The 18,773-nt window shown below is 57.4% G+C and carries 9 protein-coding genes; all 9 read left to right on the plus strand.

Features of this window, described 5'->3' with window-relative positions; all coding sequences use genetic code 11:
• Positions 1-112 precede the first annotated feature (112 nt).
• Positions 113-4,288 carry a DEAD/DEAH box helicase gene (locus ACN19L_RS23025; RefSeq protein ID WP_426491276.1) on the plus strand — a complete coding sequence of 1,392 codons (4,176 nt, stop codon included), beginning with the start codon at positions 113-115 and terminating at the stop codon, positions 4,286-4,288.
• Entirely contained in the window at positions 4,285-8,157 is a 3,873-nt protein-coding gene (locus tag ACN19L_RS23030; RefSeq protein WP_426491277.1) for a UvrD-helicase domain-containing protein, read from the plus strand. Before ACN19L_RS23025 ends, ACN19L_RS23030 begins: the two co-directional genes overlap by 4 nt.
• Before the next feature lie 58 nt (positions 8,158-8,215).
• Positions 8,216-8,929 carry a hypothetical protein gene (locus tag ACN19L_RS23035; protein ID WP_426491278.1) on the plus strand — a complete coding sequence of 238 codons (714 nt, stop codon included), beginning with the start codon at positions 8,216-8,218 and terminating at the stop codon, positions 8,927-8,929.
• Between the two features lie 402 nt (positions 8,930-9,331).
• Positions 9,332-9,877, plus strand: coding sequence for a PsbP-related protein (locus tag ACN19L_RS23040; protein ID WP_426491279.1), 546 nt, complete (start codon positions 9,332-9,334; stop codon positions 9,875-9,877).
• A 225-nt stretch (positions 9,878-10,102) separates the two neighbouring features.
• Entirely contained in the window at positions 10,103-11,233 is a 1,131-nt protein-coding gene (locus ACN19L_RS23045; protein ID WP_426491280.1) for a hypothetical protein, read from the plus strand.
• A 344-nt stretch (positions 11,234-11,577) separates the two neighbouring features.
• Complete coding sequence (locus tag ACN19L_RS23050) at positions 11,578-12,858, plus strand: hypothetical protein (RefSeq protein WP_426491281.1); 1,281 nt, start codon at positions 11,578-11,580, stop codon at positions 12,856-12,858.
• 50 nt (positions 12,859-12,908) lie between these two features.
• The gene (locus tag ACN19L_RS23055) at positions 12,909-13,367 is read left to right on the plus strand and encodes a hypothetical protein (protein WP_426491282.1); all 459 of its coding nucleotides are present in this window, start codon (positions 12,909-12,911) and stop codon (positions 13,365-13,367) included.
• 85 nt (positions 13,368-13,452) lie between these two features.
• The gene (locus ACN19L_RS23060; protein WP_426491283.1) at positions 13,453-15,003 is read left to right on the plus strand and encodes a hypothetical protein; all 1,551 of its coding nucleotides are present in this window, start codon (positions 13,453-13,455) and stop codon (positions 15,001-15,003) included.
• 69 nt (positions 15,004-15,072) lie between these two features.
• Complete coding sequence (locus ACN19L_RS23065; RefSeq protein WP_426491284.1) at positions 15,073-18,768, plus strand: hypothetical protein; 3,696 nt, start codon at positions 15,073-15,075, stop codon at positions 18,766-18,768.
• Positions 18,769-18,773 lie beyond the last annotated feature (5 nt).

Genomic DNA, 18,773 nt, shown 5'->3' on the forward strand with positions numbered 1-18,773 from the left:
GAAGACCTTTGAGCCTACGATATAATTTCTATGCTGACGAAAATTGGACGAAAAAGCGCCCTAACTTGGCTCTCTTTGGCACTACGCGCATTTCTACCCGGTCAATCTTATTATGCAGCTTGCAAAAGTCTATCAGTACTATAAAATCAGCCCCAAGCAGCTGGAAGATATTCTGGGCAAGCACGGAATAAAAGCGCAGCTAAAGTTTGTCAAGACGGCTCCGCCGGCCTGGCTAACCCTATTGAGTGATGAGCTCGGCATTTCCCATCCGGATACTAGTACCCTACCGGATAATGCCATCGTGACGGAGCTGACCTCAAATGAGTCTCCCGCTCCTTCCAGCAAGCTCACGATCAACTTGGAGCTGCTTGCCGAGACGCAAAGCCTGTTAAGTCCCACACCGGCGGCCGGCGAAAAAGAGGTCACCCAGACCGCCCACACCACCCAGGCCACCCAACCACTTAAAGCAGCAAGTCAGAATCGTGGTACTAAACCGAAGAATGCCGCGGCCAAGCAACCGGCGGATGATGAGCTGTATCTGGGGCAGGTAGTTGACGTGATCGAAGAGCGGGGCTTTGGTTTTCTGCGAAGAAACGGAGCGAGCGAAAAGCTGTTTTGGCATTTCTCCGCCTTCGGCACCCTGCCCACGGAAAAGGAGTGGGTGCTGTATGCGGAAGGCCCCAGCCGAAAGAAGCCGGGCACCCTGGAAGTTCGTTGGGCGCGTCCCCTCAGCCATAACCTGGCGTTGCTGCACCGGGTGCAGCAGCACGTGGACGTGGATACTCTTCTCACGCTGCTACGCGTGCTGCCCGAAGAGGCCCGGGCCGAAACTGTGCTGGAGCTGCTAAGCCGCATTCGCCCGGTCACGGATATTGAATCGTGGGATCCGGCCATCCAGGCACTGACCGAAATCGGCCAGCAGCTGCCGGCCTTACTTGCCCAGGCGGTGCAAACGATTCTGCATCGAGCGACGCCAGTATATGCCTGGCAACTCTGGCTGTACTACCAGTCGCCCTTGGCTAACCACCTGGCCGTAGCAACTCCCTTAGCTGACCTGCTGGCCGCGTCCGAAGCCGCTGCAACGTGGTGGACCAGTACGTCGCACCACACCCTGGTCGGGCTATGCTTGGCCTGTCTGCCCCAGCAGGACGGGGAAAAGCTGGCCGCCGACCTGGCCAAGCTTAAGGATCTCCTGTCCAACACGCACCCTGAGATATACAACGAAGTCATCGCCCAGTGGCTGCAACGAGCCGGTACCACCACCGACGTGGAGGTATTCCATCAGCGTCGCCGCATGGCTCGCACGGCCACGGGGGAGACTGCCTCGGAGCTCGAGCAACAGCTTTTTGCGGCGCTTCCCGCCTCCGCGCATTTGGCCGTGTGGTTGGAAGAGCAACAATATTGTCCGTTTCCGCGGGCGGCCGCCCTTGCGCAGTTCAACGTGCTGCCGCCACCGGCTCAGGATATGGTAGCGGCCCAACTCACGGACGAAGAGCTGCTGACGGTAAGTCAGTGGCTAACGCCGGCCAACAGCCCGCTGCTGCTCAATAGAGTACGGGCCGGTCGGGACGAGCAACTGCTCACGGCTTTCTCCGCGTTGGGCCTTGATCTGGAGAGCGACCGGGAAGTCATCCACGAAATTGCCTGGGGCCGGCCGGGTGCGTGGCACACGGGCCGGGGAGATGCCGCCGTGGAAGAACAAGTGCAGCAGCTGCGCACCCGAGTGGCCGACAGCGCTCCGTACCTGCTCGTCGGCCATAACCTTGCTGATTTCGACGCCCCCGTACTGGCGGAGCACGACGTGGAGCTGCAAGCAGACTACCTGTGGGACACGCTCATCGTCGAGCTGGCGCTGAACGTGGACTGGCAGGTGCTGGCTCTGCGCACTGCTCACCAGGCGCAAGCGGACGCGGAAATTGCCCTGAAGCTTTTCCTAACCCAGGTAAGACGGGTGCTGTTGCTTTCCCCAGCAGAATGGGAGGAGCTATCCCCCCTATTCAGCGCGGTAGTAATGAGTACCCTGACTCAGTTGCGGCAACTGCCGCAGGAAGCGTGGCAATCCCCGGCTGATTTGCGGGAGGAAGCGGCGAGCTACTTGCGACCACAGCCACAGCCCTCCACGCGACAGCGGTTGCTGCAGGAGCAGTTACAACAAAATCCCTCCCCCCGCACACTCGTGCTGGCTCCCACCGCGCTTTGGCACGAGGTGCGAACCGAGCCCAGCATGCACTTTTGGGAGTCAGACGCCACACCAGCTTCTTATCGGCCGGTGATGCAGGAGTTAGTCACCGCACAGCTGGTGCACCACCCCGCTGAGCGCGTTATTGCGGAACGCTTCTTCCGGCATTGTCGGCAAGCCCAGATCCCCCCCCGGCCGGCTAATATGGCGCCGGCCCTCCGGCACCGCCTGCAGGCAATCGTGGACTTTAACCAGTGTTATCACGCCCCGGCAACACCGTTGTGGCAGGATGGCCTGCGAATCTGCCTGAGTGCCGAACAGCTGCTGGCGCACCTGCCCGAGCTACAGAGTCAGTCAGACCTGGCAGTGATCGTCCTGGAGCCTGACCTTATCACGCTGGGCCGCAAGCGATTGTTGCGGGAGCTGGCCACCGCCGATGTGCTGGCCAGCCCGGCCACCCGGCCGGCATGGATTAAATTTTCCGGGGGCCAGAGCTTCGTAGCCCTGCGCCCTGATCAGGCGGCGGAGCTTGGGGCGCAGGTCCCTGATGCCTACACCAATCTGTGGCTGGAAAAGCACCTGTACGGCCAGTTTCGTATCTGGGGCAGCTTTGACTGGGAAGCGCTCCTTTCTTCCCTGGCCCCGTCGCGCAGGCACGTAGTGAGCGGAGCGGAGCGCTTATTTGCTCGTCAGCAGGTAACGTGGCTGGGGCTGGCCCAGCTGCCGCTGCAGCGACGGCTAGGCATTACGCCCTTCAACCCGGAAACCATCTACCGTTCTCGCTATTGGCTACTCCAAGCCATTCTGGTGAAGGAAGTCCTGGAGCGCAGCAGCTTCTCCCCCCTGATCTTGCTGCTGCAACGGGCCGAGGAAGTAGAGCCCTTGGAGGCGTATTTCCGCGGGCAAGGATTTTTTATCCCGCGGCGGGAAGCCGCGCTGGGTCGTCGCCTGGAGCTGCTGCACCAGTACGGCTCGGGCCGGCGGCTCCTGATTGTGCCGGTCAACCAGGCAGCAGCCGTGGTGGAAGCTAATTACCTGGGACCGGTTCAGCTTGTACTAGAAAGCTTCAACCTACTTGAAAACTATTTTCTGGCCCGGGGGTCCCAATTGTTCGACCGAGCACGGCTGCAATCCCGGGACGTGGAGACAAGCGAATCCGCTGGCTCTTCGGAGCACAGTTCCGCAGGAAGCAGTTCCGCAGAAAGCAGCGGCGTGGAGGATGTACTCGAGCGGGACCTGTTTTTCCTGTTGAAGCTGCAGCAGCCCCTAGTGCAGCAGCTGCGCTCCCAGCTCCTGGACAACCACGCGGACAACCACCTCTGGCTGCTGGACCCTCGCCTCGGTGACTTTCCCGCCCTGGAGCAGTCCTGGCAGATGCAGAAGTACTTCACGGACGCTCCCTGGGCCACCGAGGAGGAATACCTCGCTGCCGCGCAGACGATCGACCAGGTACTGCTGAGTGCTCGGCCGGAACAGGAGTTTTCGCTGGATCTGGAAGCTGCCAAAACCTTGTTGAGTAACGTCTTTTTAAATGGTCATTCCTGGTATGATCATCAGCAGCCCTATCTCAATAAAATCCTGCCCGCCCAGACGGACTTACTGGTCTCCCTGCCCACGGGCGGGGGCAAGTCCCTGCTGTTCCAGGCCCCGGCCCTGTACCGCAGCGCCTTTACCAACCGGTTGACCATTGTTGTCACGCCCCTTAAGGCCTTGATGGAAGACCAGGTAAATGCTTTGTGGAAGCTTGGCTTTTACAGCAGCGTAGAGTACATCAACCAGGATAAGCGGGATGAGCTGCCGCAGATTTATCGCCGGCTGGCGGGCGGGGAGATTTCCCTGTTGTTTATCACTCCGGAGCGCTTCCGCAGCGGAGCGTTCACCAAAGCCTTCCTGCAGCGCTTTAACAACGATCAAGGCTTGGAGTACGCCGTGTACGATGAAGCCCATTGCATTTCGCAATGGGGGCACGAGTTCCGGCCTGACTACCTGTATTCCGGGAAGGCTGTTCAGCGCTTCCGGGAAGCAAGCCCCCGCCGATTTCCGGTGCTCTTGTTTTCGGCCACCGTCTCAGAAAAAATCTATCAGGAGTTTACGCAGCTATTTGTATGATAGAGCGCCCAGGAGAATTAGCCTACAATCCGGTGCGGGAGCACATCCGCATGAGCTTTGAGCGGGTCAAGGAAGAAGCTCAGCAGGCGGAAACCGTCGTGCGGAACTTGCAGGAGCAGTCCTTCGATCCAAGCGTGAGCCGGGTACTTATTTTCGTGCGGACCCGGCGCCGGGCCGAAGAAGCAGTTCAGCAGCTTAGCGAACTAGCCGCCGCCGCAAAGCTGCCCTGGGCCGAACAGATTGACTATTTCCACGCCGGGCTGGATGGCTTCGATCGGGAGCGTAAGTATGCTGCCTATCAGACGGGTGAAACGGTGGTGTTGGTGGCAACCAAGGCCTTCGGTATGGGCATGGATATCCGCAACATCCATTACGTCTATCACCTGGGTCCCTCTTCCGCCTTTGAGGACTTCCTGCAGGAGGTAGGCCGGGCGGGCCGTAACCGGGCGGCGCTAGAGGCAGCCGGATTCTCCGAAGCTCATCCGATTCAGGCCGTTTGCGTCATGGCCAGCCGGGATTTTCAGGTGCTGCGCGACCTGCAGCACAAATCCGCCCTGAGCTGGGAGTACGTGCTCAAGTCGCAACAGCTGATTCACCAGTATGCGCAGAAGTACCGGGAGCTGACTACCCTGGTGCACGAGCCCTTGGCGCTGCCGCTGGATTTGTGGCAGCGGGATGCCGGGGAAAAAGAAGAAGACGATGTTCGGTTCCGCCTAGCGCTACACTGGCTGGAACTGCTGGGCCGGATTCGTCTTGGCCTCTATACCCCGTCGTTTCTACCACTGCTTTTGCTGGAGAAGCCCAACTACCTGAAAATAAAAGATGAATCGGAGCGGGCGCAGATGCGGCAATTTATTGCCCAGCTGCATGCCTCGACGTACCGGGAAGCCACCGCGGTGAGTATGCCCATGGAAGAGCTCAAAGCGTTATCGGGTAAAAGCCGGCATTCCGAGCTGTTCCGGTTTTTGTTTCTGGCCCAGAAAATCAAGGCCATATCCATTGACCGGAAACTGCATTTGGAGCTGACGCAGCTGCGGGAAGCGGAGCTCAAAGCTTGGCAGGAATCCCGCTGGAACCAGCGGGATTTGCCACTGGTCGAGGCAGTATTTCTGCTGGCGGAGCGTCTGTTGGCCCCCATCGCCCCGCAAACGCAGCGCCGCTTGGACGGCAATGAGCTGGACCGGCTAGTGGCAGAAGTAGCGACTGAGCATCTTCAGCCGAAGCACGTCTACTGGACCCCACTCAAAAAAGGCAAACCGGTTGACAAGAAGACAACCGCCCTGGATCTGGCCGCGGACTGGCAGGAAAAGCGGGCTAAGTTCGCCCTGAAGCTAGTGCGGCTGCTGCCCAATACCCGGCTGCAATCCGTCATGAACGGGCGTGAGCGCAGCGAACCGGGCGTGACGCAGCTGATTTATAACGGTAATCGCCACGACTCCTTCTGGCGTAAACCCCTGGCCGACTTAAAAAAACACCTCCTGGCACTGTTGCAATACGTGACCGCTCAGGCGCTCACGGGAGAGCACACCTTCAATTACGCCGACCTGGTGGTGGCCCTAGAGCTGGAAGAAGCGGGGGTAGAGTATTTGGACAACCTACTGTTTCTGGCGCGGGCGCTGGGCTACCTTAAAGGAAGCGGCAGCTTTATTCCCATGGGTATTGAGTTGTACCTGCTGGATCAAGCCGTCCCGGACTATGAAGATCAGTCCTCGCGGGACTATCAGATCCATCAGCAGTTTTTGGAAGGAGCGGAACTGAAGAAGCTCCGGCTGCTGGCTTTGGAATGCCTGGCCGCAATGCCCCACCAGAAACAGGACGCCTTTATCAAGCAGTACTTTGCCTGTGAGGGTAGTGCCGACCTGGTAGGGTTGCTGGCAGATCACCTCGGCGCTGACCATGCCATGCTCCGAGCCTTTCGGCAGGAGGCACTCAAGGAGGCAGAAGAAAAGCTTAGCGCGGAGCAGCGGCAGGTCTATGATGCCCCACTCAGCGATAACCTGCAAGTTATTGCTGGGCCCGGCAGCGGCAAGACCCACACCCTGACGCTACGCGTCGCTCGCCTGATCCAGAAGAATAATATCCCGCCGGATCAGATCTTGGTCCTGGCCTACAACCGGGCCGTGGTGGTTGAGCTCAAAGACCGGTTGAGCACGCTGTTTCGGGCGTTGGGGTACGGGCAGCTGATTAAGCGCTTGCACGTGTACACTTTCCATGGATTGTGCCGCCGTTGCCTGCAGGGGGAGTTGGAGGGAGTCGAGTTCAAGCAGTGGGTACCCCAGTTGGCCCAGGCACTGGCTCACAATCCGCGCCTGATCCGCCAGCAGCTAGGGCCGATTGAATACGTGTTCGTGGACGAGTTTCAGGACATCACGGGCGAGCGCCTGGCCATGCTTAAAACCATTGCTCCCGCTGACTCGGCCAAGCTCTGCGTTATTGGCGATCCCAACCAAAGCATTTATGGGTACGAGCGCGTAGCGGAAGGCGGAGAGGTGGACCCGTATCCTTATTACGCGGAATTTGAGGAGCTGTACCATCCCCAAAAGCATTACTTAAGTAATAACTACCGCTCCTATCCCGGCATCCTGCAGGCGGCGGCCCGGCTGCTGGCCAATAACCCGGACCGGTTTTCAATTCCGCCCCTGCAGCCCATTCGAAAGCCCACGCGTGAGACGACCTATTGCGAGCTGCTGTCCTTCCGGGAAACCAAAGCCGACTGGAAGAAGAAACTCGACGAGTTACTATTGGAACCCGAGTATGAGCCGGGTAAGCGCTACCAACAGGTGGCCATCATGCTGCGCTCCAACGATGAAGTGTTCCGCGCTTTCAACGAGCTGCAGTCCCGAACGCTTCCGCCCGATGTGGCCCTGCGCATCCAAGGCGCGTCCAGTTCACCGGTTACCTCGCGCGAGTTCCAGCACTTGCTACTACCCTACCAGCAAAACCCGCAAGCGCCCCTGAGCCCAAACTACCTGCAGGAGTTTGCCCGCGCTAAACAAGACACGTTGCAAAGCTTTGCCGGCGCGTGGGACGAGTACCTGATTCATTTGGTGCATTGCTTGGTGCGGGAGTTTCGGGTGGAGCAGGAAGATGACGCTACCAACCAAGATCTGTTGGACTTCATTGATGGTATGGCCCGAAGCGATGATGGCCATTTTATGAAGCTCTACGAGAAGCACATGCCGGAGCTGGTGCCGGGCTACTCGCGGCGGGAAGTAGTGCTCACGACCATGCACAAGGTGAAAGGCTTGGAGTTTGACGCTGTCCTCATTCCCCCATCCTTTCACGATTTCGCCACCAATTTGGACGGTAGTCCAGTACCTAACCTGCGCCAAGTGGTGGAGGAAGAGCGGCGGCTGCTGTACGTGGCCTATACCCGGGCCCGGTACCGCCTAGCCGTCATTCAATACGACCGGGAAGCGGCCGTGCTGGAAGGACGGGCCTACCAACTGGCCAATAAAGAGCAACGCTTGGGCCGGATTGTCAAGCCCGGCCTGGACAAGCTCTTTATCTCCTGGGGTGCTCGGGAAGATCGAACGTATGAGTTCATTCGTCACAAGATCAAGATTGGCGACCCCGTCAAGCTGGTCAAGATTCAGAAGGCCTACGCCGGAAAATCCTGGGCGGAATGGCAGCTATGGTGCAACGGTTGGCAAGTTGGACAATTACGAACGGGGGCATTCAAGCAGGAGCCGCGGGTAGACGAGCTGCTGGGGCTGGCGGTCGCCGGCGTTAGCTATTACACCTACCAGGATTCGCAACAGTATGATGAGAAACACAACACCGATTACACGCTGAAGAATTGGCGGCAGAATGCCGCTACCCGAGGGCATATCTATCTGGTTGACTTCGCGGGTTACTACAAGGAGTAAAGCAAAGCGGAATTACCTGGCGACCTGCTACTTTACCCTCTAGTAACTCTGCTTTACCATGCCTAAATTCTATCAGGCGGTAGAAACGCCTCCGATGAAGTCGGAAGAGATGATGCGTGACTTGCTAGCAGTACCCAAGGTGCTGCGCCGTCTTGCTGAGCAACAGACGGAGTGGCAGCCCCTGGCGGAAATACTGCTCAGTCTTGAGGGTGACGCAAAGATTCCCACGGGCAAAAAATTACAGCAAGACCTTGGCCTTTCCCCTGCCAAGTACCGCCGCTGGCTGGACGCATTCTATTCAGCCTACCTGCACCTGCTGGAAAGCGATGCGGATACCATAGTCTTGCAACAGGTAGAACATCAACTCATTTTGACTGGTCGGCGGGCCTCGCAGACCCTCAGCTGCCGCCTGCCCATCACACCTCGAATCGGGGAACAGCTGCAGCTGGACTTTCTGCGAGCCGTGACTGGAGAGTCTATGTTCTATGTGGAGAACATCATTCATGATTTCAGTGACGGCCGCTACTTAGTGCTCGTTTACCTTAAGCCCGGGTATTATAATGCGTATCAGCATTCCCTTAAAGCGCGCGCCCGTTTTGATGATACCATTGGTTTGGACGTCTTTTTTCATGCGCCGGACTATTTGCTGGACGACTTGTTACGCGAGCGCTATCCACCGCCTTCTGAGTCGTCCAAGGCAGAGGAGGCGCTTGACAAGGCAGAAGCTCGCTACGGGATAAGTTCCTTATTTGGAAGAAGGAGAAGGCGGTGAAACAGGGACCACTTCCTGGACTAAGGGTAAGAAGACTTACAGTCGTAAAAGTGCCGCTAGACTACCCGCTGATTCGTGTTATTCCTTCCTAACAAGGCTGACTTGTTGAGAGACTTTTCTCCAATATTTCAACTAATGTAACTAACAGTCAAGCAGTACAGATTATTAGAAAGCGCAGGCAATCGCTATTAAATTGAAAATATTAGTTTGCACTATTCTCTTACTATCTATATCAGTCAAACTTATCTGTATGATAGCCGTCTTTGCATCCTTCCTCATCTTGGTTGGAGTCGTGAGACTATTCCGCTATAAAGGCTTAAGCAATGATGCGGTCCCGACCCTTGGCGCATTTTTCGGTATTACACTTATTGCTTTCTGGTCCGCATATTTTCTCCTCCGCAAATGGAAGCCGGCCAAACTATGAGAAGTTTCTTTTTCGCCCCGCTGGCTTTGCTACTGCTTACTTCCGGCCTGCTCCGTGGTCAGACGCCTTATCAAAGCAGCCGATACCGATACGGTGTGGAACTGCCAGCCGGCTTTACTAAGGTAGGAGCAACCTTCCAGACCGTTGATATCAAGGCGGTAGACAAGCTGGGTAATTCCGTGCTGGTCAACATCAAGGTCTTACCGGCGGGTAGCACGCCGGCCTCTTTAGCCCGCGAGATGAATAGTATGTCCAACGAGGACATTGAACAGTCCTTTGCTGAGTCCTCCGGTACTGCGCGCCTGCTTAAACGCGGCGTAAGCACAACGCTGCCGGGTACGCCCTACTATATTCACTATATCGGCACAGGCTTGTACGACAACGTCGCCCTGTATCATATGATGTACGTCTACGTGAGTCATGACCGCTTGTATTTACTGCATGCTAGTTGTCCGCCCAAAGACATTGACTTACTAGGGTCGAAGTTCATGCGATTCTTTAAGTCGTTCCGCTACTTGGGCTGATGCAGCATTCCAGCACTTACTGCTCAGATGTCCAAGCGTAGGATTAGCAGCTGTCGCTCCGCGTCAATAACGGGTTTGACTAAACTTCTCAATACTAGCCCTCCTCTGTGCTCTTCTACTTCGCAGCCTGATTTATTGTAAGCCTCAGGTTACCGCCGTGCTCGACGACTACAACGGCTGTTTTCTCAACGGCTGCCCTTCCATTTAACCCCTACCTCTTCCATTATGAGCATTGGAGATACCCACCGGGATTTGTTACGCTCAATGCGTTCCCTTGATCGAGGAATGATTGATCTGGGCTTTGGCAAACCGTGTTTGGTGTGCAAAGAGTTGTATATGCCCAGAACCAGTGAAATGTGGCCCGAGTATTTTGGCTTTTGTTCCACTACCTGCATCAACATTTACCGTCGCAACCAAGGTCTACCCGACTTCGACCCGTACGCTACTAGTCGCTCCTCCACAAGTGCGCCGCTGCCCGAGGAGCAGGACGAGGATCCGGACTTTGAGGCAGCTTGGCAAGAAGAGCACCCTGCTCAGGCCCCAGCGCCCTTGCCGGCGGCTCCCAGTGCTTACGTGGAGCCAGCCCCAACGGTACCTCCAGCTAAATACCAGGCCACTAAAATTGCGCTGGTGCTTGTCACTGCTCTAGCCGGGTATTTACTGTTTACCAAGCTAACCGGCGAAAAGACGGAGGCCAGCGCTAGTAGCGAGGCTTACGTGACGGAAATGGCCGCCCCAATTACCAGCACTGAACTGCCATCTCAACCAGTAAACGAAACGTTCGAAGTAAGTAGCCGGCGTGCGTTTTTTTACACCACGCCCCAGAGTACAACCCCTCGGAGCGAGTACTTGGTGAAAGGCGATCAGCTCTTGGCAACCCAGGCAGCGGGTGATTTCGTGTTCACGCAGTTCACAAACCCCAGCGGTCAGACCACCGCCGGCTGGTTACGTCGCAGCGATCTGCGTCCCTCGGAACAGCCGTCGCCTGGGGTGCAGGCCGAGGGTGATGATTCAGTGCCAATGGCCGAAACTGCAGTTACTACCGAGGAGACCACCCCGGACGAAACTCAGGCTCAGCCATCCGTTTTGCGCGGTAACGTCGGTCAGGCGCCGGCGACTTTCAGTCTCCGCTGGCAAAGTGATGGAACAGTACAAGGATCTTACTTTTATACCAATCACCCGGACCAAGTCTACAGCCTGACGGGTCGTGAAACCGCCGAGGGTGAGCTTGAGTTGACCGAGTATACTGGGGAGCAAGAAAGCGCCACCTGCCACCTCACGCTTGCCGATGACTGCTATTCCGGCACCATGGACAATACCGACGGTCGTACGCTGCCAATGAAGCTATGCAAATAGCCTTCTGCTGCTAATAGTGCCTGCTTCTTGGCCGCTAAAGCCTCCGCTTTTGAAAACGCAGTTTCGATTTATTGCGGCTTTGTTAGTGCCTGCGGGGAAGTGCCGGGCCTATTGCTTCAGCACTTCCCCGCAGGCATTTCTTTGATTATAACATAATTAGAAATACTACTCTGGCATTACGCTGCATCCCTACTTCAGTGAAGAATAATTCTATTTGGGTATTTGCCAAACTGCATGTAAGTTTGGTTGGCGCAGCTTGATTTACCGCGCGATTCATCCCAACGCTTAGTATATTGACCACTTCTATTCTACGCACGAACGGTGCCTTATTCGTTTCTGGGGTATTGTTCCTAGCCTCGAGTTGCGGGGACCTCGCGCCGAGCCAACCGACAGCCACCACTGAGCAAAAACCGCGGGCCACGAAGGCCGTTACGGCCGACAAGATTCGCCACGTAAATGTGCTGGTTGACCTCTCCGGAGGGATGGCCGGATTCGTGCATCCCAACGCTCCCGGTGAGTCGGGTAGCGATTTCCAGCAAACCATTACGGCTCTGCTCTCGGACGTGCAGGCCCAAACGCCTTCCGCTTACTACTTCGTTGAGCAGGCCAAAACAGCGGGTGGCAATGTACTGCGCCAAACCACCTATGCTGACCTGAGTAAGGTGGTAAGCCAGGGGGCGCCGCAATATGCCGCCGGCACCGAGATGCCGGAGATGTTGCGCCAGGCCGTCAAGATGCAGGCCGCCGCGCCGGGCACCGTGAATATCATCGTGTCGGATTTCATTTACGGTCCGCAGGACCAGCAACAGGTTTGGCGCGTGCGCACTGACGTCAAGGAGGCGCTAACCTCGTCGGCTCCCCTGGCCTTATCGGTATACGCTGGTACCTCTGAATTTCGCGGTAACTTCTACCCGGGAACCCGCCACAAAGCGCAGGCGCTGCGCGGCAGCAAGATCCCCTACTACGTGTGGGTTTTGGGTGAGCCAGCGCTAGTAGCGCAGGCTAACGCGCAGCTACTAGCCTCGTTGGCCGACCGGCCGCAAGTTCACTTTAATCACGCCGCCCAGACTCCACCGCACGGGGTGCTCACCAATTACGAGGCGCAGGGCAGCTGGTTTGTGGAACCCAACACAAGCCCCGGCACACCTGGTGTGGTCTTCTCGGACCTATCCAAGCAGGAGCCAGCTCGCTTCGTGGTTGGCTTGGATTTGCACGCGCTGCCTAAAGCCGTCCGCGAGCAATTCACGGCCACCGCTCTCGAGCTGGACCCCGCCACCACCAATGCCCAACTGCAGCGCACCTGGGAAGCAGGCGAGGCAGGCGCACCGAAGCTGCCGGCGGCGGCCAGCCGCCAGGGCTACACGCACTTTGCGCAAGTTAGCGTCTCCAAAGTACCCAGCAGCGAGGCTGCCGCCATCATCACCCTGCGGCTGCCTAACACTGGCACCGCTCTCCCTGGCTGGGTGGCTGCCTATTCGACCCTTAACGACGATAATATTGCGCAGCAGGGTGGCAAAACCTTCCGGTTAACGGAGGTGCTACAAGGTGCTCAAGATGCCTTCACCCGAAAAACTAATGCCACCGCGCCCGTGTGGCAGGCGCCAGTCGCACTGCGTTTGGACTAGAGTCCGTACGCGCAACAATGCGTCGTGTTCTATTTTTCCCCTTTCTTCCTATGTTTCAAAAGTTCTTCACCTCGCTTTACGAAGCCATTCTGGGTAGTGCTACGCCCGCTTCGCTTATTCCAACTTACCGCCAAGGTGTTTTTCCGAGTGTAGGTCTATTTACCGCGTTTGTGGCTGGTCTGGGCCTTGCCCTGCTGTTCTATCTAGTATTGAATCGGCTGCTGGTCACCTCTTTCTTTAAAACCAAACACTGGCTGCTCGTCATGGGACTAGCCGCCGTAGCGTCCAGTGTGTTTGCCTACACGCAAGCTAAATCGGTCGTATTTCAGGCCATGAGCGAGCAAGACTTAATTCTCAGCAGCTTGGATCAGGCCGCTTACAATCGTTACGGCTGGGGCTTCGTGTTTGTCAATGCCCTAGTAGGCGCTTTTTTCTTTGTGTTGTGGTCGTTCGCCATTAAATGGGCGTCCGTGAGCGCGCGCACAACGCCTGTACGCTGGCTTAGCTAATACGCCCGTTTGCTGTTGACTACTTCCTGTGGTTAAGCCCCTGGCTGGGGCTTAACTGCTATTCTATCGCCTACTCAGTTTGTAGATGGCTACTCTGTACTTATTTGGAATTGGCGGCTCCGGCTCGCGCATTATTCGTTCCTTGACCATGCTGCTGGCGGCCGGCGTCAAGCTCGGCCACGGGTTTAACAAGGTGGTCCCGTTCGTGATCGATCCGGACGCGGCTAATGCCGACAAACGGCGCACGATCCGTCTGCTGGAAACCTACCAGGCAATTCGGCGCGAAATCGCCGAGAAAAGCACGGAACAAAAAGGCCCAGGCGAAGGGCAGTTCTTCGGCACCGAAATCGTCACGTTGGGCGTGAATGCCGATGGTCAGCCCAACCCGGCCATCAACAACTCCTACGAATTTGCCTTCACGGACATGGAGTTGCAGCTGCGCGACTGGCTTGGGCAGAATACGCTCCCCGCCGAGAGCCGGGCCTTGGTGGATCTGTTGTTTGACCCGGCTAGCTTGTCGGAGTCGTTAGAAGTCGGCTTCAAAGGCAGTCCAAACGTGGGCAGCATTGTGCTGAATCAGCTCAAGAACGCCCCGGAGCTGCAGCACTTTGCCGCCCGTTTTCAGCCCGGTGACCGCATCTTCTTTGCCACGTCCATTTTCGGGGGCACGGGAGCTGCCGGTTTCCCTATTCTGCTCAAGAACATGCGCACGAGTCCCAGCGTGTTCGCCGGGGCCGGCGAACGCTTGACCCAGGCCAAGATCGGTGCACTGACGCTCCTGCCTTACTTTAAGCTAGAGCCCAGCGAGGAAAGTGCCATTGACTCGTCCTTGTTCAACACCAAGACGAAAGCGGCCCTCTCCTACTACGAGCAAGGCCTAAAGAGTCCCAATGGACAGCACCAGCTCAACGCGTTGTACTACCTGGGCGACCGCAGCACTCACCTCACCCGCAACAGTGAGGGCGGAGCTACGCAGCGCAACGACGCCCACTTCGTCGAGCTCATTGGCGCCCTGGCCGTTGTCAATTTTACCCAGCTCACCGAGGAGGAACTGCAACGCAACGACAACTTCTTTGAATTCAGTGCCGAGGACGAGGCTCAGATGACCTTTAGCTCGTTGGATGCCTCCCAGACCCTTTCGCAGGTTGGCGGTCCGCTGGCCCGGTTTCAGTTTCTGTCCATGTGGTTGGCCCATCACTTTGAGGATACCCAATCGGCCGATTACGCCAAGTTCACGGGTGCATCCCGGGCGTGGAACCAGAGCGTCTTCTTTAAAGAGCTGCGGCGCTTTTTGTACGATTTTGACCTGGATCGACCCGGTAACGTGGGTGAACGCCCGCAGGATGGCGGCTTTGTTGCCTGGCTGCGGGAGCTGGCCCGCAACAGCCGCAGCTTCTCGCCCTTCAACATCGACCAGAATGACTTTGATAAGTTCATCACCGGCCACGAACTGAAGAAGGGTTTTCTCAACACGGATCAAATCGGGCGCAAGCACGTGCGGGCCAAACTAGACGCGGCCATCCGCCAGCAAGTGGCTGACAACGACGGGCCGCGCGTGTTCCTGAAAGCATTTCATGACACTTCCCAGGAGTTGCTAAGCAAAGAACATAGCCGGGCCCTGCCCTGGCTTAACTAACGGCCTCGTCCAGCCTCATCCCCTTCTTGATCTTCACGTGGCGGCCTGCGCTCCTCCCTTTCTTACTGTATGCCTAGAACTATATTAACTGTCGTTAACCGTCAACGCGACGAATTTACTGGCTGGCGCCGCACGGGTGAAATCAACTCTGTCCAGTTGGAAAATGGTCTGCCGGAAGATATCCAAGGTGCTCCTAAGCGCTCCTCCACGGCCATTCCGACGCCTTTTGGCCGACTACACTTGCTGGAAGCTGCTTTCCGATTCGTCAAGAACAATCCGGAGGGCAATACGCACTCGCACGCGCTAGTTTCCCAGTGCTGGGACCTGTTACAGCTGCTGTTCTTCAGCCGCCCCACTGATGCCTACCGCATTGACTTCACTTCGTGGCGCCGGGACGAACAGCTCACCGCGCTCACCGATAAGGGACTCAATGCCCGCTCCCGTCTGTTGGGGGATACCCTGGGATTATTTCTGCAAGACAGTCAGTTTGCGGATCTGCGAACGATTTACCTTATCTGGGCCGTCAATACGGCCACCAACGAGCGCTTGCTGCTGGGGGCTACCTCCCCGCTGACGCTCGTGTTCGTGCAGCCAGACGTAGCGAAGCTGCGCACCCTGCAAGTGCAGCGGCGCAGCTCAGGAGGCAACCAGGGCTTCTACTTTGACGCGGAGATTATCTCGCTTAGCCGCCGCCCGCAAGCTTTTCAGGAATACATTTATTGGCTCTTTATCCGCAACGCGTCCCTGCGTACCCGTTGCAAAGCCATGTACGACTCGCTGAACCAGCAGGTCTACAACGATCTGGAAAACGACACGGACAAACTCAATCACCTGGAAAACCAGTTCAAGGAACTGGAAGACACGGCGGCCTCCCGGGTCGAAGCCGTAACCGGCGTGTTCCTGCAGCGGCTCGCGGATCAGCGCGATACCAGTGACTGGTTTTTGGTGGCGAATCCCTCCCTGCCGCAGACGGGGCGCCCCCCGCTCGTGCTCAAGCCAGGGCACGATGAGTTGCGCACCACCAACTACTTTAACGGTACATCGGCGGACGACCGCACCAAAATTGCCTGGGGTTACGCCCAGGATAATCTGGAGGAGCGCGTACTGGAGACGATTGGTACAAAGTATCCATTCCTGACAGTTAACGACTTCCTGGAAGAGTATTTGGTTGAATTGCCGTACGAGGCTGACACCGAGCGCTTCTACTACGGCAAGGTGCAGTGGGCCGGCGGCGCAACGCCCGAGCAGCACCCGTTCCGGTTCTTGTTACCACTTCGCAAGCGCTGGTTTACGTACTTTTTGCCCGCGGACCTCGATCAGTACCTGAGCTTTACTATCTACCCTACCCGGGTAGTAGTGACCCTCTCGATTCCCGTGGGCCGCAACCCGCGGCAGCGCGACCGGCTCACGACCTACACCCGCGAGTATACCGTCCGCTCCGCCAGCGCCCCAAGATTGCGCGATCTGCAGCCGGCCATTGCCGTGGGTCCGGGCGAGAAAGAGGATAAAGGGGGTAAAGTATATGCCGAGCTAGGCGCGGCCCTGTTTCCCTTCCTGCGTTTCACCGGCGAGGACGACCGCAGCCTGAATAACCTGTATTTTGTGCAGGTGGCGGATAATGCCCCGCACGAGCCGGCTCGCTTATCCTTCTATAACGGTACTACGCCCGTGGAAGACCGGGGCGCGGCGCTAGCGGAGCCCAGCGAGGAGCCCGGATACTGGCGTCAGCTGCGGACGCGCCGCGTGGAACCGTCCAATTCCACTACGTCTTCCGATCCGGCCAAGCAAACCGAGGCTCTGCCCACGACGGTGTATTACCAGATCGAAAACACCGCTTTCGATTATATTCAGTTGGAGCACGCCCCGGTGCGCCCCGAGGCCCCGGCCGCCACCTCACTGCTCGTGCCCCGGTGGCAGGGGTACGCCAAGGCAGATGGAACACCTACGACCCTGGGCGGTGGGCGTGAATTTACGTTCGGTGTGGATTTCGGTACGACCAGCACGCACGTAGCCTACGTCACCGACCAGGACCGTGTACCAGTGCCGTTGCGGGTGGAGGAAACCGACCGGCAGAGCGTCACGCTCAGCAAATCCCTGCGCGAGATAACGCCCGAGGGCGAAGAAGCTTCTACCAAGACTGCCGTTGCCGCTTTCTTGGCCGCGCTGCAAACCGTGCTGCACCGGGAGTTTGTTCCGGGGCTGATTAATTCCAAAGGAGCCATCGCCTCCTTTCCGCTGCGGACGGTCAGCTGCGAAGCTCCGTCCTTCCTGGACGGGGGCGATTGGATGCTATTTGGTGACATCAACGTCGGTTTCTACCACGCCTATGACCAGGAAACCGACCAAAACCAGGCTATCCGCACCTATAAGACGAATCTTAAATGGGAGACTAGCGGGGCAAGTTCGCTGGGCAACAAACGGCTGCGCGCCTTTTTCCGCGAGCTACTAATGCTAATTAAGCATGAGGTGGCCTTGAACCGTGGTGACGTGCACAAAACGCGCTTGGTATGGTCGCGGCCGCTGAGCTTAATGGACGAAGCCGCCTTCAACGGGATCTGGCTAGAAGAATTTAGCCGCGTATTCGCCTCGAGCCCTTATGAAGCGGCAACCCGGATACGCTCGTTGAGCGAGTCCTGGGCACCGTTCGAGTACCTCAGCTCAGAGTACGCGAATCTACCCGGTGATGATAAGCGCATCGTGCCCTCGGACACCAAAAACGTGGTAACCGTTGATATTGGCGGCGGCACCACCGACATCCTGCTGCTGGAGGGCACGGCGCCCGGTAAGAGTCCGGTAACGAAGGCTGCGCTTTCCTTCCAGTTTGCCGGCGACGTGCTGTGGGGCGACAAAACCACGGGGGCCGGGCAGCTCGAAAATGGCTTCCTGCGCTATTACATGAAGCAGGTATTGGGGCAGCGATTTGGTCGGCAGGAAGCCACTAAGGCGGCCTGGGCTGTCATTGAGTCGGCGGCTTCGCGCTCGAATACGACCTCGCCCGTCCCGTCCACGGAAATCATCAGCTTGCTGTTCACGTACGATAAGCTGAAGTTTACCGAAACCATCGCCGGCGCCCACAACCTGCGCATCGTGCTGCTGCTGCACTACGCGGCTATTATCTACTATATCGGCCAGGCCTGCAAGGTCTATAACCTAGCCCTACCGCGTTACCTGGCCTTTAGCGGTAAGGGTAGCTTATACCTGCGCATGCTTGACCCAGATGTTCGCCTGCAGCAGCTCACCCAGCTCACGCGGCGCATCCTGGAATTCTCCTCGGGCGCCAAGATGCCGGAAACTAGCAACCCGTACGAATTGCTCAAGCTGGCTCCCGAACCAAAGGAAATCACGGCCTACGGGGCGGCCTTGTGGATGGCGGAGAACAAGCCTGACCCTGCCGATCAGCAGGAAGGCGGGTACTTTGCTGGCTATCGTCCGCAGGACGGCAAAGAGCTGCCCAAGCGTACCCTGCTCAGTGAGGCGACAAGCCTGCGCCAGGGCGTGCTCGATAACGTGCACACGTTCCTGCAGTTTATGCTGCGTAACGAAGAGGTTACGGATATCATCGAAAAGATGCGAATCCAGTACGACCCCGTCGTGGTGTATGATTTTATGCACCAGCGTCTGGAGGACAGTTTCGATGCGGGCATTGAACGCCTGGCGAAGGATTTGGCTGGCAAAAGTGAGAATCAACGCAAACTCACGCAGCCCCTGTTCTTTCTCCCCATCCGAGATGCGCTGACGCAGCTCTGCACCAATTTAACCAAGTAAGAGCT

The sequence above is a fragment of the Hymenobacter sp. 102 genome (assembly GCF_049949205.1).
Lineage (GTDB): Bacteria > Bacteroidota > Bacteroidia > Cytophagales > Hymenobacteraceae > Hymenobacter.

Excerpts from the sequence above, each read along its gene's own strand:
- ACN19L_RS23025 (WP_426491276.1), top strand. The coding sequence starts at position 113 with ATGCAGCTTGCAAAAGTCTATCAGTACTATAAAATCAGCCCCAAGCAG.
- ACN19L_RS23030 (WP_426491277.1), top strand. The coding sequence starts at position 4,285 with ATGATAGAGCGCCCAGGAGAATTAGCCTACAATCCGGTGCGGGAGCAC.
- ACN19L_RS23035 (WP_426491278.1), top strand. The coding sequence starts at position 8,216 with ATGCCTAAATTCTATCAGGCGGTAGAAACGCCTCCGATGAAGTCGGAA.
- ACN19L_RS23040 (WP_426491279.1), top strand. The coding sequence starts at position 9,332 with ATGGAAGCCGGCCAAACTATGAGAAGTTTCTTTTTCGCCCCGCTGGCT.
- ACN19L_RS23045 (WP_426491280.1), top strand. The coding sequence starts at position 10,103 with ATGAGCATTGGAGATACCCACCGGGATTTGTTACGCTCAATGCGTTCC.
- ACN19L_RS23055 (WP_426491282.1), top strand. The coding sequence starts at position 12,909 with ATGTTTCAAAAGTTCTTCACCTCGCTTTACGAAGCCATTCTGGGTAGT.
- ACN19L_RS23060 (WP_426491283.1), top strand. The coding sequence starts at position 13,453 with ATGGCTACTCTGTACTTATTTGGAATTGGCGGCTCCGGCTCGCGCATT.
- ACN19L_RS23065 (WP_426491284.1), top strand. The coding sequence starts at position 15,073 with ATGCCTAGAACTATATTAACTGTCGTTAACCGTCAACGCGACGAATTT.